This is a genomic window from Lysobacterales bacterium (genome assembly GCA_014946745.1).
In the GTDB taxonomy this organism is placed as follows: Bacteria; Pseudomonadota; Gammaproteobacteria; order Xanthomonadales; family Xanthomonadaceae; genus Aquimonas.
In genome coordinates, this window is the sequence record JADCRD010000001.1 from 2,868,389 (window position 1) to 2,881,578 (window position 13,190).

Here is a 13,190-nt window from a genome sequence, read left to right on the forward strand (position 1 = left end):
TGCGCGCCTTGGCAGTCGGCCACGCGCTTGACGTGACCGGCGAACCGATACGCGCTGCTCGCCTTGCGAGCGCGAGCCGCCGCCCACACACTTGGCCGATGGACACGACTCTGATTCTGCTGATCCTTCTGGGCCTCGGCCTCTACACGTGGGCCCGCGCCCGCGACGCGGCCGAGCTTGCACGTCGGCACGGGCTGGAGGCCTGCGAGCGCGCCGGCGTGCAGCTGCTCGATCACTCGGTCGCGCTCGTCAAGCTCGCGCTCAAGCGCTCCGAAGACGGACGACTCGGCATCGTTCGGCAGTACCGCTTCGACTACAGCCGCGAAGGCAACGACCGCGCCAGCGGCGCACTCGCCCTGCACGGCCTGAAGCTGCTCTGGATCACCGCCCCCGAGCCGCTGGCGCCGCCGCCAGCTGAAGTTCGCCCGGCGATCGCCCCGCGCAGCTTCGGTCACTGGGGTTGATCCTCAGTGAGGGCACCGCGCCGGGAGCCACCTGTCGACCGACAGGCACGCTCCCTACATTGATCAGCTCGAACGTCTGCTTTGGCTTCAACGGGATCCACGCAGACACGGCTGCCGAGACCTCGCGGTCGCGAGCAGCGCTCGCGGAAACACTTGCGTCGTCCGACAGCCGCCAGATTCACTTGATGACGCGGAGATGCGATCGCTTTGGCGGCGGTTCGTCGCCCTCGGGCGCAGATTGCGCGGTCGCGGCGGGGTCTTCGTCGGAAGGCTCGCTCAGGGCAGCATCGTCGGGGGGCAGCATCATCCCTTGCCCGTTTTCCTGGGCGTAGATGGCCTCCACCGCTGGCAGCGGAATCGAGAGCGCGTGGCTGGAACCCGAGAAGCGCGCCTGGAAGCGGACGCGATCATTGCCAAGGTCCAGTTGATCGACCGCGCGCATCGCGATGTTCAGAACCACCTTGCCGTCCTTGACGGCAAAGGCTGGCACCTGCACCCCCGGCTGCTGCGCATCCACCAATAGATACGGGGTCAGACCGTTATCGGTGATCCAGTCGTACATGGCTCGCAGCAGGTACGGGCGGTTCGAGCTCATGCGGGGCGTCGGCGGCGGGGTTGCGTGGTTCATGCAGGCAGTTCGCGGTAGTGGCGCTCCTCCGGCATCAAGCTGCGTGCGAAGAGGGGGCTGCGGAAGATGCGCTGCGCGTAGTCCTCGATCGGCTTGGCTTCGCGGGCGAGGTCAATGCCTGCCGCCGGCAGCCGCCAAAGAATCGGGGCCAAAGCGCAGTCGGCCAGGGAAAGCTCAGTGTTCAAGAAAAAGCGCGATGCCTTGAACAGAGGCAGCGACGCCAGCACCAGCTCGCGCATGCGTTTGCGAGCGGCTTCGGCCTCGGTCTTGCTGGAGGTGCTGATCGCTTCGAGCTCCGGCACCCACTCCTGCTCCAAGCGCGCCATGGCGAGGCGAAGCCGGGCCCGCGACAGCGGGTCGATCGGCATCAGCGGGGGATGCGGATAGCGCTCATCGATGTACTCGCTGAGCACAGAAGCGGAGTACAGGACCAGATCGCGATCGGCGAGCGTGGGCAGACTCAGCGTGGGGTTGAGGTCCAGCAGATCTTCGGGAGGCTGGGCGGGATCCACCGCGACCAGCTCGTAGCTCACGCCTTTGGCGGCCAGCACCAGGCGTATGCGGTGACAGGTCGCGCAATCGCGCGCCGAAAACAGGGTCAGCGCATTGCGCAGACGCGAACTCGAAGCCATCCCGTATCCCCCTTCCCACGCAGATCAGGGTTCGGCCGGTGCCGCATGCGACACCGGCCGCCGTACGGTCAGCTCACTTCAGTGGACATCCCGCCAGTACTCGGTCTTGAGCAGCCAGGCGAGGAAAGTGAAGACCGTGAGGAAGAGGATAACCCACACGCCGTAGGCTTCGCGCTTCAACGCCGCCGGCTCGCCGACATACGTGAGGAAAGCGCTGATATCGCGGATGGTGCGGTCGAACTCTTCCGGGCTCTGGCTGCCCGCCGGAGCCAGCTCGAAGCCGGTGACCTCGCCATGCTCGCCGTAGACCGCGCGCTGACTGCCCTGCAGGTTCCAGAGCACATTCGGCATTGAGGAGCCCACCAGCACGGTGTTGTTCCAGCCGGCCGGGCGGGTTTCGTCGACATAGAAGGACTTGAGGAAGGTGTAAGTCCAGTCCGGGCCACCGGGCTTGGCGCGCGCCACCAGGGACAGATCCGGAGCAGCCTTGCCAAACCAGGCAGAGCCGTCAGCGGGGTCCATGGCGGACTTCATGTGTTCGCCGAACTTGGCGCCGGTGAAGTTCAGGTAGGACATCACCTGCTCTTCCGTGAGACCCAGATCCTTGGCCGTTCGCGAGTAGCGCTGGAAGCCCAGAGAATGGCAGCCAGCGCAGTAGTTCATGAACAGCGCCGCGCCGCGCTGCAGCGAGGCCCGGTCGCTGATGTTCACGTGGCTTTCCAGAATCGGAGCGCCACCGGCAGCCTGGGAAACACCAGCCGCAGCCAGCAGCACGGCGCCGAGCGCCAGCGAGTAGAGACGCTTAATCATGGGTGGTCACCCGTTCCGGCACCGGCTTGTAGGAGTCCCATCTGGACCAAAGCGGCATCAAGAGGAAGAACGCGAAGTAGTAGATCGTGAAGATGCGCGCCATCAGCGTCTGCATCTCGCTGCCCGCTTGCAGGCCCAGCCAGGCGAGGCTGACGAAAGCCACCACGAAGATGCCGATGAGGATCTTGGACAGCGGGCCACGGTAGCGGACCGAGCGCACGGGGCTGCGGTCCAGCCAGGGCAGCAGGAACAGGATCATCACCGCACCGCCCATGATGATCACGCCAGACAGCTTGTCGGGCACCGCGCGCAACATCGCGTAGTACGGCGTGAAGTACCACACCGGCTTGATGTGATCGGGCGTCACCATCGGGTTCGCCGGGACGAAGTTGTCGTACTCCAGGAACAGGTCGCCGAAGGTCGGTGCGAAGAACACGATGAAGGCGGCGATGGTCAGGAAGAAGCCCGCGCCGAACAGATCCTTCACGGTGTAGTAGGGGTGGAAGGGGATGCCGTCCAGCGGCTTGCCGTCGGCACCCTTCTTCTTCTTGATGTCGACGCCGTCGGGGTTATTCGAGCCCACTTCGTGCAGGGCGCCCAGGTGCAGCACGACCAGCAGCAGCAGCACCAGCGGCAGTGCGATCACATGCAGAGCGAAAAACCGGTTGAGCGTCGCATCGGAGACCAGGAAGTCGCCGCGAATCCATTGGGTCAGATCGTCGCCAATCACCGGCACTGCGCCGAACAGATTGATGATCACCTGCGCACCGTGGTAGCTCATCTGGCCCCAGGGCAGCACGTAGCCGAGGAAGGCTTCGGCCATCAGCACGAGGAAGATCGCCACGCCGATCACCCACACCAGCTCGCGCGGTTTCTGCGAGCTGCCGTAGACGAGGCCGCGGAACATGTGCAGATAGACCACCACGAAGAACAGCGAGGCACCGGTGGAGTGCATGTAGCGGATCAGCCAGCCCCACTCGACGTCGCGCATGATGTACTCGACCGAAGCGAAGGCCTCGGTGGCGGACGGCTTGTAGTTCATCGTCAGCCAGATGCCGGTGACGATCTGATTGACCAGTACTAGCATCGCCAGCGAGCCGAAGTAGTACCAGACGTTGAAGTTTTTCGGCGCGTAGTACTGACCGACGTGCTTGTTGTAGGCGCCCTTCAGGCCGGGCGCGCGATCGTCGACCCACTGGGTGACGTTCTCGACGGTGCGATTGATCAGGTTGGACATCACGCAGCTCCCTTCGGATCGACGCCAATGATCAGCGTGTTGTCGTCGACGAAGTGGTAAGGCGGCACGCGCAGATTGGTCGGCGCAGGCACGCCTTCGAAAACGCGGCCTGCCATATCGAAGCGCGAGTTGTGGCAAGGGCAGTAGAAACCACCCTTCCAGTCGGCGTCGAAGGGCTCGGCCTGCACTTCAGGACGGAACAGCGGCACGCAGCCCAGGTGCGTACACAGGCCGACAAGCACGAGGTACTCGGGCTTGATCGAACGGTGCGGGTTCTTGGCGTAGGTCGGCTGCTGGTCGACCACGTCGGAATTCGGGTCGCGGAGACGACCGTCCAGACCCGGCAGCTGCTCGATCGTCTGCGGAGTACGCCGGATCACGAACACCGGCTGCCCGCGCCAGGTCGCGGTCAGACGCTGACCGGGCTCGAGCTTGGAGATGTTCTCAGTGACCGGGGCTCCGGCAAGCTCGGCGCGAGCGCTCGGCTGCCAGGAAGCGATGAAGGGCACGGCGGCCGCGATGGCTCCAGCGCCACCCACCACAGCGGTGGTGGCGGTCAGGAAGCGGCGGCGGCCTGGGTTGACGCCTTGGTTAGCCATACGGCTCTCCGCACTTGCGCAAAGGGAATCGGTAACAAGACCGGCGCAGCTGGCCTTGTAAAGCGGCGTAGTGTAGCGGATGGCTGAACCCAGCGACAACGCGGCCGGGCTGCGCAAGCGCCCTGCGCAGGGCACAATGCCGGCTGTCCACGCGCGCAGTCCGCCGATGTCCCGCCCTTTCCGAGTCCCGGTGTTTCTCCTGCAGAGCGCGGTCGCCGGTTTGGCACTGGCCTTCGTCGTGCTGCACTTCGCGCCGGGGCTCGTGGAGCCTTTGCGCGGAAGTGATCCCCAGGCCGCGGGGCCGGCACCGAGCAGCTACGCAGCGGCGGTCAAGCACGCCTCGCCAGCGGTGGTCAGCCTCTACGCCAATCGCATCGTGACCGAGCGTGTGCTGCTGCCGCCTGATCCGATCACCCAGCGTTTTTCGGGCCTCACGGTGGGCCCGACCGTGCGGCGCCGCGAGTCCATTCTGGGCTCGGGAGTCATCGTCAGCCAGGACGGCTACGTGCTGACCAACCACCATGTGATCACCGGCGCCCAGCAGATCCGCATCGCTCTGTGGGACGGTCGAGTGACAGACGCGCGTGTGATCGGCAGCGACGCCGAAACGGATCTGGCCGTGCTGAAGGTCGAAGGCAACGGGCTGCCGGCGTTGGGCCTGGATCCCGCGGTCACACTGGAGGTGGGCGACGTCGTGCTGGCGATCGGCAATGCCTTGGGACTCAGTCAGACGGTCACCCTGGGTATCGTTTCCGGCCTGGGGCGCACCCCGCTCAATCAGGCGATCGAGGAGGAGTTCATCCAGACCGATGCCGCCATCAACGAGGGCAACAGCGGCGGCGCCTTGATCAGCGCCGGCGGCCAGCTGGTGGGCATCAACACGTTCGTGCTGGGGCGGCGCAGCGGCGCCGAGGGCATCGGCTTCGCCATCCCGATGAGCGTCGCCGCCGACGTCTTCGCGCAGATCCGCGACACCGGCGTGGTCAGACGGGGCTGGATGGGCGTTGAGTACGGCGACGCGCCGGTGCTGCCGGGCAGTTCGGATGCGCTGAGCCCCCGCGGCGTGGCCCTGACCGAGATCTATGTGGGCGGCCCGGCCCATGCCGCAGGCCTGATGCCGGGTGACGTTCTGCTCAGCTTCGACGGCGAGTCCATCGACGACCAGGCGGCTTTGCGCGCGCGCGAGGCCGCCAAACCGCCGGGCAGTTCAGTGGAAGTGGCGGGGCTTCGAGCGGGCGTTCCCTTCGTCGCCCGTCTCGACTTGATCCAGCGTCCCAGCGCGAACCGCTGATCAGCCTTTGCCCTCGCGACTGGCCGCTGCGGCCAGCTCAGTGCGGTAGCGCGACAGCAGAACGCCCACCCGCTCGACGAAGACCTGAGTTTCGTCATAGGGCGGCACGCCGCCGAAGCGGTCGACTGCGCCTTCACCCGCGTTGTAGCCCGCCGCCGCCAGTCGGAAATCACCGTCGAAACGCTTGAGAAGCCACGCCAGATAGGCCGTGCCGCCGTGAATGTTGTCGCGTGCCGAGAACGGATCGACGACGCCGAAGCGCTCGGCGGTGGCCGGCATCAACTGCATCAGGCCTTGAGCCCCCTTGTTCGACAGCGCATTGAGCTTGAACGCTGATTCGGCGTGGATGACCGCACGCACGAAGGCTTCCTCGACCCCATGCAGGGCAGCCGCCGCGCGCACCTCGTCCGCGTAGGCGGTGAGGTTCAGGCCGACCGCATTGAAGTCGACGCTGCTGCTGACCGAGCAGGCGTAGCAGGTTTCCATGTAGCTGAAGAGCACTTCGGCGCGCTGACCCGCGGGCCGCCGATTGGTGTAGTGGACGACGCCATCGCGCTCGTAGCGATACACGGCCCCGCGCGAGACCCGGGCGCCGCTGGCCTGAGCATCGCGCGGCGCCGCGATGTCCGCACCGTCGCTGCGGGTGCGGAACTCGACCCGTCGCTCCGGATTGGGCGCAGGCGCGGCCGGAGACGCGCCGCCTGTGGCAGGCGTGCCGGCGGACGCGCCGCCCATGGCGGGCGGCTCCGGCGTTGCGGGCGGGCTTGCCGGTGTCGTCTGCGTCTGCGCCGGCGCGGCAGCGGGCGCCGCGCCGACCTGGCCCGAGTTCAGGCTGGTGGGCACATGCACGCGCTTGCAGTCGCGATAGCCCGCTGCGTCCGAGGTGAACACCGTCTCGCCCTGTTCGCCGACGCAGCGGAACAGGGTCGAAGCCTGCGCGGGGAACGCAGCGGCCAACGGCAGCAGCAGGAGCCCCCAAAGCACGCGGCGGTGACTGCCCTGCGCGCAGCGAGCGGGCGCAGCGATGAGCGGGAGGAAAGTAGTCAGGGGCATGTCATCAGTGTCAGCCACGCAGCCGGGGCTGCCAAGTCGTAGCGGGATTCGCTGCTCCGACTGCCAGCGCCGCAGCGGGTTCCATTAATTTAGACTTTTCTAATATTATGCCCCGTGCCCGCCGCAGGAACCTCCGAATGCTGCTCGCCCTTTTCGGCGCCCTTCTGATCGGCCTGGCCCTTGGGCTGCTGGGCTCCGGCGGCTCGATCCTCACCGTGCCGATCCTCGTCTATCTGGTCGGACAGCCGGAGAAACTCGCGATCGCCGGCTCGCTGGCCATTGTCGGCGGCATCGCCCTCGCGGGCGCCCTGCCCTGGACGCTGAAGCGCGAAGTCGATCTGCGCAGCCTGCTCTGGTTCGGTCTGCCCGGGATGGCCGGGACATGGGCAGGCGCCTGGGCATCGCAGTCGTTCTCCGGCGCGGCCCAGCTCGCACTGTTCGCGATGGTCATGCTGCTCGCCGCGGCGATGATGTTCCGCAGCCCCGCGTCGACGTCCGCCGGTGCGCGCCCGCCGCGCGGGCGTTTCGCGATCGTCGGCGACGGTCTCGCGATAGGCGCGATCACCGGACTGGTCGGCGTTGGCGGCGGCTTCCTGATCGTCCCGGCCCTGGTGCTGCTCGGTCGCCTGTCGATGCAGAAGGCGATCGGCACGAGCCTGTGGATCATCGCGATGAAGTCCTTCACCGGCTTCGCAGGCTACCTCCCGATGCTGGAGAAGCAGGGCCTGCAGCTCGACTGGCCGCTGATCGGCCTGTTCATCGCCATCGGCGCGGGTGGCACCCTGCTTGGCATGCAGCTGGCCAGCCGTCTGCCGCAGCAGACTCTGAAGCGCGCCTTCGCCTTCTTTCTGCTGCTGATGGGCGTCTACATCATCGCCCGCACGGCGCCGCAGCTGATCTGAACCGACCCGGAGAGCCCATGAATCCGCACATCCAGTCCTTCTTCGATAAGGACAGCTGCACCTGGACCTATCTGGTCAGCGATCCAGCCAGCGGCGCCGCCGCGGTCATCGACCCCGTGCTCGACTTCGATCCGAAATCGGGCAACACCGCAACCGCATCGGCGCAGAAGGTGCTGGACGCCGCTCGCGAGCGCGGGCTGCGCCTTGAGTGGATCCTCGAAACCCACGCCCATGCGGATCACCTCTCGGCCGGCCACTGGCTGCGCGCGCAGTACCCGGGCGCACGACTGGCCATTGGCGAAGGCATCCGCCAGGTGCAGGCGACCTTTCGCGAGATCTTCAATCTGGGCGAGCACTTCCCGGTTGACGGCTCGCAGTTTGATCGCCTGTTCCGTGACGGCGAGCGCTTCGCGCTCGGCGCCCTGGACGTGGAGGTCATCGCCACGCCCGGCCACACCAACGACAGCCTCAGCTATCGCATCGGCGATGCCGTGTTCGTGGGCGATACCCTGTTCATGCCGGACGGCGGCAGCGCTCGCTGCGACTTCCCCGGCGGCAGCGCGGCCACACTTTTCGGCTCCATCCAGCGCCTGTTCGCCTTGCCCGACGAGACGCGGCTGTTCGTCTGCCACGACTACTCTCCCGGCGGTCGGGCGGCCGCCTGCGAAACCAGCGTGGGCGCCCAGCGCGCCACCAACATCCACGTCGGCGGCGGTCGCAGCAAGGCCGAGTTCGTCGCCATGCGCGAAGCGCGCGACGCCACCCTGCCGATGCCGCGACTGATCCTGCCCTCGGTGCAGATCAACATCCGCGCCGGGCGGCTGCCCGACCCCGAGGACAACGGCGTGCGCTACCTCAAACTGCCGCTGGACCGGTTTCCAGGGGTACCCGTGTGAAGCCGGGATTCGGGATTGGGGATTGGTGTGAAGGGCGTTGGACGTCCTGGCACTGCGCTCCGAGCGCTGCAACAAGCCGAAGCGCATTGGCCTGGAAGTCTCCATGCAGAGCTCCGCGCATCGCCCAGCCCTAGCGTGCGCAGGGAATGTCGAAGTCGATGTGGTAGTGCTCGTCGTGGCGAACCCACGCCTGGCGCGGCATGAAGCTGAGGGTACGGCGCGCCCAGCGGCCGCGCTCGCTTCGCTCCAGAAGGGGCAGGTAGCGGGTGTCGAGAATGACCAGGCGGATGCCGACCCCACGCGCCTGCGCTGCGCGATGCAGTTCGTAGAGGTGCTCCGCCAAGGCCTCGAAGTCGATGCGCAGATCGTCCAGGCGCCCCGCGTCGTCGAACTCCAGGTCGTAGCCGAAGCGCGTGAACGGACTGGTCGGCACGGGCAGGCTGCGGCCGCGGGCATCGCGGACCGGCACGAAGAAATCAACCGAAGTGCCGTTCTGGTGGGTGCGGTGCGGCGCCAGTCGCCCGCCTTTCGGCCAGCTTGCCTCGCCGTAGACGAAGCGCAGCTCGGGGCGGCGGGCGGCCAGCTCGGCATAGGCCTCGACCACGATGGCTTCGACGGTGGAATGCGTATGGGTACGGCCTAGGCTGGCGGCGAGGCCGCTGAAGCTCTGGAAGTTCACCCCGCTGAGCGGCAGCTTGCGCGCGCCTTCCAGCCGGCCCGCGGCAGGCGTACCAAAGCAGCGGCTGGGCGCCTCGGCCAGCACCGGAAGCGACGCGGCAAGCAAGCCTCCCAGCAGGATGCGCCTCAGCAGACCCCGCATGCACGCAAGCGCACGTCCCTGCCTCACGGCGTCGGCACCGGCCGGCCGTGCACCTTGGCCCAGAACTCGGTGCTGATCCGGCCGATCGCCGGGCTTTCAGCGTTCAGCAGCAGGGCCAGACCGAGCTGATGCCGCGGCGACCATGCGATCTCGGCCACGTAACCCTTGACCCAGCCGCTGTGGTAGTTGAGCGGCGCGTCGCCAATGCGATACACGCGCCAGCCGAGCCCGTAGTGAGCCTCGTCCAACAGCTGGCCCCACAGGCGACGCTTCAGTTCGCGCGGCGTGCGCACCCGCGGCGTGGTCACGGCTTGGACCACCGACGGCGCGAGAACCTGCGGCTGCGCACCCATCTGCGCCAGCAGCCACTGCGCGAGGTCGCGGGCGCTGGCGTTGATGCCTGCGGCGGGTGCCAGCTGGTAGTAGCCAGGTTTGAGTTCGGCTTCGATCCAGCGGCCCGCCTCCCGGCGATGCGGACGCGCGTGGTTGGGCTCGGCGAGCAGGGCCTCCAGGCCGAAGCTGGCGCGCTGCATGCGAAGCGGCCGGAACAGGCGACGCTCGATCAGCTCGGCATAGCCGGCGCCACCGGCGCGAGCGAGGATCGGTTCGACCTGGGCGAAGGCGATGTTCTGATAGCTGTAGCAGCTGCGCGGCGCGCAGATGGCGTCCAGCTCACGGAAGCGCGGCAGGATGCGCTCCAGCGCCAGTCCATCGTCGATCAGGTTGTCGTAGGCGTTCGGCACCAGCCCGGTCGACTGCCCGAGCAGGTCTTCGACGCGCAGGCGCTGGCTCAGAGCGTCGCGCTTGAAGCGCAGCGTCGGCAGCTGCTCCGCAAGCGAGTCCGCCAGATCGATGCGCCCCTCCTGCGCCAGCTGCACCGCCAAGGGCCCAGCGAAGGTCTTGGACACCGAGGCCAGACGGAACACGGTGTCGGCGTCCACCGGCTGCGTGCCGTCCACCGCGCGCAGGCCATGGCCCTGCACCCGCAGCACGCGGCCCTGCCCGACCACCGCATAGGCGCCACCGGGTATCCCCTGCTCGACCAGCGTTTCGCGGAAGTGCTCGTCGAAAGCGTCGAGATCCGGCAATGCCGCCACCGCGCGCTGCGCGCCCACCAGAAAAAGGAACAGCAGTAGGACGCGTCGCAGCGGCTGGGCCATGGCTTCGGCTCAAAACGAATCGGGGCCGCGAGACTAGCAGGCTGTCGAAAAACAGCCTGCTAGTCAGGCCAGGGATGGCCGGGACGACGAAACAAGCGCGCAAGCGATTGATGTGTCGTGAGGCGGTACGGACCTGCGCCGGACCGCCGACTTGAAAAACTCCCCGGAAGGGAGCTTTTCAACAAGCTGCTAGAGCACGCCGACGCGCGCCGGCCCAACCGCGGATCCTGAGCGAGGACAGCGACAGGTGCGTCGCGCCGGACCCAAGCAAACGGTCACAGGGTGGGCCCCGGCCCACCGAGCGATGGACAGCGGGCTCGGTTCACCGCACTCGCGTTTCGTAGGCCCTCGCGGGGGGCGCTTTCGATTGAGCGGACCGCAGCCAGCGAGGCGCTCACGGTGGGCCCGGGCCCACCCAATGAGGAGGGGAGGGCCGGCCATGCCTCGCCTCTCGTCTCTTGCCTCTCGTCTCTTCCCTCTCGATTCCCGGCCCAAGCCCTCAGAACGCCCGGCGCGCCTCCAGCACGAACTCCACGCTCTCCAAGCGCGGATCGCTGTCGAGCGGCACCGCGATGTCGATGTGGATCAGGCGCGCGAAGGCGCTGCGGGTGTTGGACAGGCGCAGGCCCATGCCGACATTGGCAAGGCGCCCCGGATTGGGCCGATCCAGCGGGTCGCGGCCCCAGACGCGACCGACGTCGGCGAACACCGCACCGCCGACGCGGAACAGCCGCCAGGGATACCAGTCGGTGAAGTAACGCTGCTCGATGCTGAGCCGCGCAGAACTCTCGCCACCCACCCAGCGCAGCGGGTAGCCGCGCAGACCCGTATCGCCGCCCAGATAGACCCGGTTATCGAGGTCCAGATCGTGTCCGTACTGGCCCTCAAGCTCGGCAAAGAAGAGTCGGCGCGGCCCGGTCTGACGGTAGTAGCGCAGGTCGCCGGTGAGGCTGAAGTTGCGGGTGTTCCCCGCCTCCTGGCGCAGGCCGAAGTGGCTGGAGAACCGCAGCAGGTCGCCGCGCGCGAAGCGCCAGCCCCGGCTGCCCTCGCCCTCCAGCCACCAGGCATCACGATCCGCCCCCAACGACTCCTCCGAGCGGCCGAGACGCGCGCTGAGGCGAGTGCCCAGCAGCGCGTCCTCGGTAATGTCGATCTGATCGTAGTTGCGCAGCACTTCCCACTCGTCGCGGATGTACTCAAGCCCCACCCAAGGCCCCGCGAGATGGCGATCTTCCGGCACCGGGCCGAGCAGCTCGGGGTCGCGCGCCGGCAGGAAGTCGCGCTGCTGGTCGCGCAATCCCACGCTCCAGCGCAGCACGCGTCCATCGAGCAGACCGGCCGAGCGGCCCCACCAGACATCCAGATCGCGGTTGCGCTGACGGTACTCAGAGACCTCCTCGCCCAGCTCGTAGAAGCTCTCGACCTGGGTGAGGTGATCCACGCGCAGGCCCCAGGCCTCGCGGGCATCGAGGGCGTAAAAGGGCTTCTGCACTCCCACCAGAAAACCACGGCCATCGCTGTTGTTCTCGTAGGCGACGTCAACCCCGCGCCAGCGCCCCAGCTCATGGTCGTTGCGATAGCGCAGCGCCGTACTGTTGCGGTCAGCGTCGCCGCGTCTGGACAGCCGCAGCAGCGCGCCGCGGCCGGCGAGATTGCTCTCTTCCAGGTCGATGCCGAAGCTCGACTCTCCGCCGCGACGGCTGCCGGCGATGCCGGGGTTCAGCGACCACACGTCGCGGGTCTCGACTTCGACCGTGACCCGCCCGTCCACGCAGGCCACCGGCCGCAGCTCGGCCTCGCGCAGATACTCGGTGGAGCGCAGCAGACGCGCCGATTCCTGCAGCAGACGATGCCGGTACGGCTGCCCCTCTTCGATCAGCAGCGGCCGCCGCAGGGTGGACTCGCGACTCAGCCGGTGCAGGCGATTGGCCGCACGGAACAGCGCCTTGTTCTCTTCCGGCAGCTCGGTGTCGAACACATTGCGGCGCAGGAAGCGCAGCTCACCGATCACCGCGCCCGCGGCTTCCAGCGCGGCCGGATCCAGACTGCCATCGGCTGGACAGTCGGCCGCACTGGCCTGCAGCAGGGGCAGGCACGAGAGCAGCAGCGAGCAGAGCACACGTGAGGCCATCAGCAGGCGCATCCCTGATCGGAGGCGAAAACGGCTGTCGTCGTCGCCCCAATCCTGACAGATTCGGCCGCGTTGGCGTGACCCCGCCAAGCTTTACGCCGCAGGCAGCCCCGGCCCATGCAGCAGCGCGCCGGCGGCATCGACCACGCTGACCTCCACGGCAACGCCGGCGCGCACGCTTTCGGTGACTACGCAGAACTGCTCGAACTGCTGGAGGATGCGCTCCAACTGCTGGTAGCTGCCGGCCATTTCCGGCAGCAGGATCTGCGCATCCACGCGGGCCACGCGCATGCGGCCGGCCTCGTTGCGGCCCATTGTGGCGATCGCCTTCACCTGGACAGGCCCCGGGGCATTCTTGTACTTGCGCAGCGCGAACAGAAGGCTCGCGCCCATGCAGTTGGCGACTGCCGCGACCAGCATGCGCGAGGGGTTCGGGCCGCTGCCGCCGCCCAAAGGCTCGGGCTCGTCGGTCATCAGGTCGGGGATCTCGGTGCCCTCGAAACGCACGCGGAAGACGTAGTCCTGCTCCTGCTCGACGGTGATGCTGAAGCTCTGGGTTTCGCTCAT

The 13,190-nt window shown here is 67.5% G+C and carries 14 protein-coding genes; 4 read left to right on the plus strand and 10 right to left on the minus strand.

Annotated features, from left to right (window positions below; all coding sequences use genetic code 11):
* The first annotated feature begins 98 nt into the window (after nt 1-98).
* Complete coding sequence (locus H4O13_11515; protein MBE5316013.1) at nt 99-464, plus strand: DUF3301 domain-containing protein; 366 nt, start codon at nt 99-101, stop codon at nt 462-464.
* A gap of 178 nt (nt 465-642) precedes the next feature.
* Here the strand turns inward: H4O13_11515 and H4O13_11520 are convergent, their stop codons facing one another.
* The 5 genes from H4O13_11520 to petA form a co-directional block, all read right to left on the minus strand.
* Nucleotides 643-1,059, minus strand: coding sequence for a ClpXP protease specificity-enhancing factor (locus tag H4O13_11520; protein ID MBE5316014.1), 417 nt, complete (start codon nt 1,057-1,059; stop codon nt 643-645).
* Between the two features lie 29 nt (nt 1,060-1,088).
* Complete coding sequence (locus tag H4O13_11525; GenBank protein MBE5316015.1) at nt 1,089-1,724, minus strand: glutathione S-transferase N-terminal domain-containing protein; 636 nt, start codon at nt 1,722-1,724, stop codon at nt 1,089-1,091.
* A gap of 78 nt (nt 1,725-1,802) precedes the next feature.
* Entirely contained in the window at nt 1,803-2,534 is a 732-nt protein-coding gene (locus H4O13_11530; protein MBE5316016.1) for a cytochrome c1, read from the minus strand.
* A complete protein-coding gene (locus tag H4O13_11535; GenBank protein MBE5316017.1) occupies nt 2,527-3,771 on the minus strand; it encodes a cytochrome bc complex cytochrome b subunit in 1,245 nt (414 codons plus the stop codon). The genes H4O13_11530 and H4O13_11535 overlap by 8 nt, the downstream gene beginning before the upstream one ends.
* Complete coding sequence (petA, locus tag H4O13_11540; protein MBE5316018.1) at nt 3,771-4,370, minus strand: ubiquinol-cytochrome c reductase iron-sulfur subunit; 600 nt, start codon at nt 4,368-4,370, stop codon at nt 3,771-3,773. The genes H4O13_11535 and petA overlap by 1 nt, the downstream gene beginning before the upstream one ends.
* Nucleotides 4,371-4,536: 166 nt before the next feature.
* Between petA and H4O13_11545 the strand changes: the two genes are divergently transcribed.
* The gene (locus tag H4O13_11545) at nt 4,537-5,661 is read left to right on the plus strand and encodes a trypsin-like peptidase domain-containing protein (protein MBE5316019.1); all 1,125 of its coding nucleotides are present in this window, start codon (nt 4,537-4,539) and stop codon (nt 5,659-5,661) included.
* Here H4O13_11545 and H4O13_11550 read toward each other — a convergent pair whose 3' ends face one another.
* Complete coding sequence (locus H4O13_11550) at nt 5,662-6,714, minus strand: lytic transglycosylase domain-containing protein (protein MBE5316020.1); 1,053 nt, start codon at nt 6,712-6,714, stop codon at nt 5,662-5,664.
* Nucleotides 6,715-6,851: 137 nt separating this feature from the next.
* Here H4O13_11550 and H4O13_11555 point away from each other — a divergent pair, with 137 nt between their 5' ends.
* A complete protein-coding gene (locus H4O13_11555; GenBank protein MBE5316021.1) occupies nt 6,852-7,616 on the plus strand; it encodes a sulfite exporter TauE/SafE family protein in 765 nt (254 codons plus the stop codon).
* A gap of 17 nt (nt 7,617-7,633) precedes the next feature.
* Complete coding sequence (locus H4O13_11560) at nt 7,634-8,512, plus strand: MBL fold metallo-hydrolase (protein MBE5316022.1); 879 nt, start codon at nt 7,634-7,636, stop codon at nt 8,510-8,512.
* Nucleotides 8,513-8,642: 130 nt separating this feature from the next.
* On the opposite strand, the gene H4O13_11565 is transcribed toward H4O13_11560, so the two are convergent.
* The 4 genes from H4O13_11565 to H4O13_11580 all read right to left on the minus strand — a co-directional run bounded on the left by H4O13_11565 (nt 8,643) and on the right by H4O13_11580 (nt 13,190).
* Nucleotides 8,643-9,332 (minus strand): penicillin-insensitive murein endopeptidase, encoded by a 690-nt coding sequence (locus tag H4O13_11565; protein ID MBE5316023.1) that lies wholly within the window; start codon nt 9,330-9,332, stop codon nt 8,643-8,645.
* A gap of 23 nt (nt 9,333-9,355) precedes the next feature.
* Nucleotides 9,356-10,492, minus strand: a complete 1,137-nt coding sequence (locus H4O13_11570) for a beta-lactamase family protein (GenBank protein ID MBE5316024.1) — start codon at nt 10,490-10,492, stop codon at nt 9,356-9,358.
* 499 nt (nt 10,493-10,991) lie between these two features.
* Nucleotides 10,992-12,635, minus strand: coding sequence for a BamA/TamA family outer membrane protein (locus tag H4O13_11575; protein MBE5316025.1), 1,644 nt, complete (start codon nt 12,633-12,635; stop codon nt 10,992-10,994).
* A gap of 81 nt (nt 12,636-12,716) precedes the next feature.
* Nucleotides 12,717-13,190, minus strand: a complete 474-nt coding sequence (locus tag H4O13_11580; protein ID MBE5316026.1) for an OsmC family protein — start codon at nt 13,188-13,190, stop codon at nt 12,717-12,719.

Coding starts and splice junctions, on each gene's coding strand:
- H4O13_11515 (MBE5316013.1), top strand. CDS start 99: ATGGACACGACTCTGATTCTGCTGATCCTTCTGGGCCTCGGCCTCTAC.
- H4O13_11520 (MBE5316014.1), bottom strand. CDS start 1,059: ATGAGCTCGAACCGCCCGTACCTGCTGCGAGCCATGTACGACTGGATC.
- H4O13_11525 (MBE5316015.1), bottom strand. CDS start 1,724: ATGGCTTCGAGTTCGCGTCTGCGCAATGCGCTGACCCTGTTTTCGGCG.
- H4O13_11530 (MBE5316016.1), bottom strand. CDS start 2,534: ATGATTAAGCGTCTCTACTCGCTGGCGCTCGGCGCCGTGCTGCTGGCT.
- H4O13_11535 (MBE5316017.1), bottom strand. CDS start 3,771: ATGTCCAACCTGATCAATCGCACCGTCGAGAACGTCACCCAGTGGGTC.
- petA (MBE5316018.1), bottom strand. CDS start 4,370: ATGGCTAACCAAGGCGTCAACCCAGGCCGCCGCCGCTTCCTGACCGCC.
- H4O13_11545 (MBE5316019.1), top strand. CDS start 4,537: ATGTCCCGCCCTTTCCGAGTCCCGGTGTTTCTCCTGCAGAGCGCGGTC.
- H4O13_11550 (MBE5316020.1), bottom strand. CDS start 6,714: ATGCCCCTGACTACTTTCCTCCCGCTCATCGCTGCGCCCGCTCGCTGC.
- H4O13_11555 (MBE5316021.1), top strand. CDS start 6,852: ATGCTGCTCGCCCTTTTCGGCGCCCTTCTGATCGGCCTGGCCCTTGGG.
- H4O13_11560 (MBE5316022.1), top strand. CDS start 7,634: ATGAATCCGCACATCCAGTCCTTCTTCGATAAGGACAGCTGCACCTGG.
- H4O13_11565 (MBE5316023.1), bottom strand. CDS start 9,332: ATGCGGGGTCTGCTGAGGCGCATCCTGCTGGGAGGCTTGCTTGCCGCG.
- H4O13_11570 (MBE5316024.1), bottom strand. CDS start 10,492: ATGGCCCAGCCGCTGCGACGCGTCCTACTGCTGTTCCTTTTTCTGGTG.
- H4O13_11575 (MBE5316025.1), bottom strand. CDS start 12,635: ATGCGCCTGCTGATGGCCTCACGTGTGCTCTGCTCGCTGCTGCTCTCG.
- H4O13_11580 (MBE5316026.1), bottom strand. CDS start 13,190: ATGAGCGAAACCCAGAGCTTCAGCATCACCGTCGAGCAGGAGCAGGAC.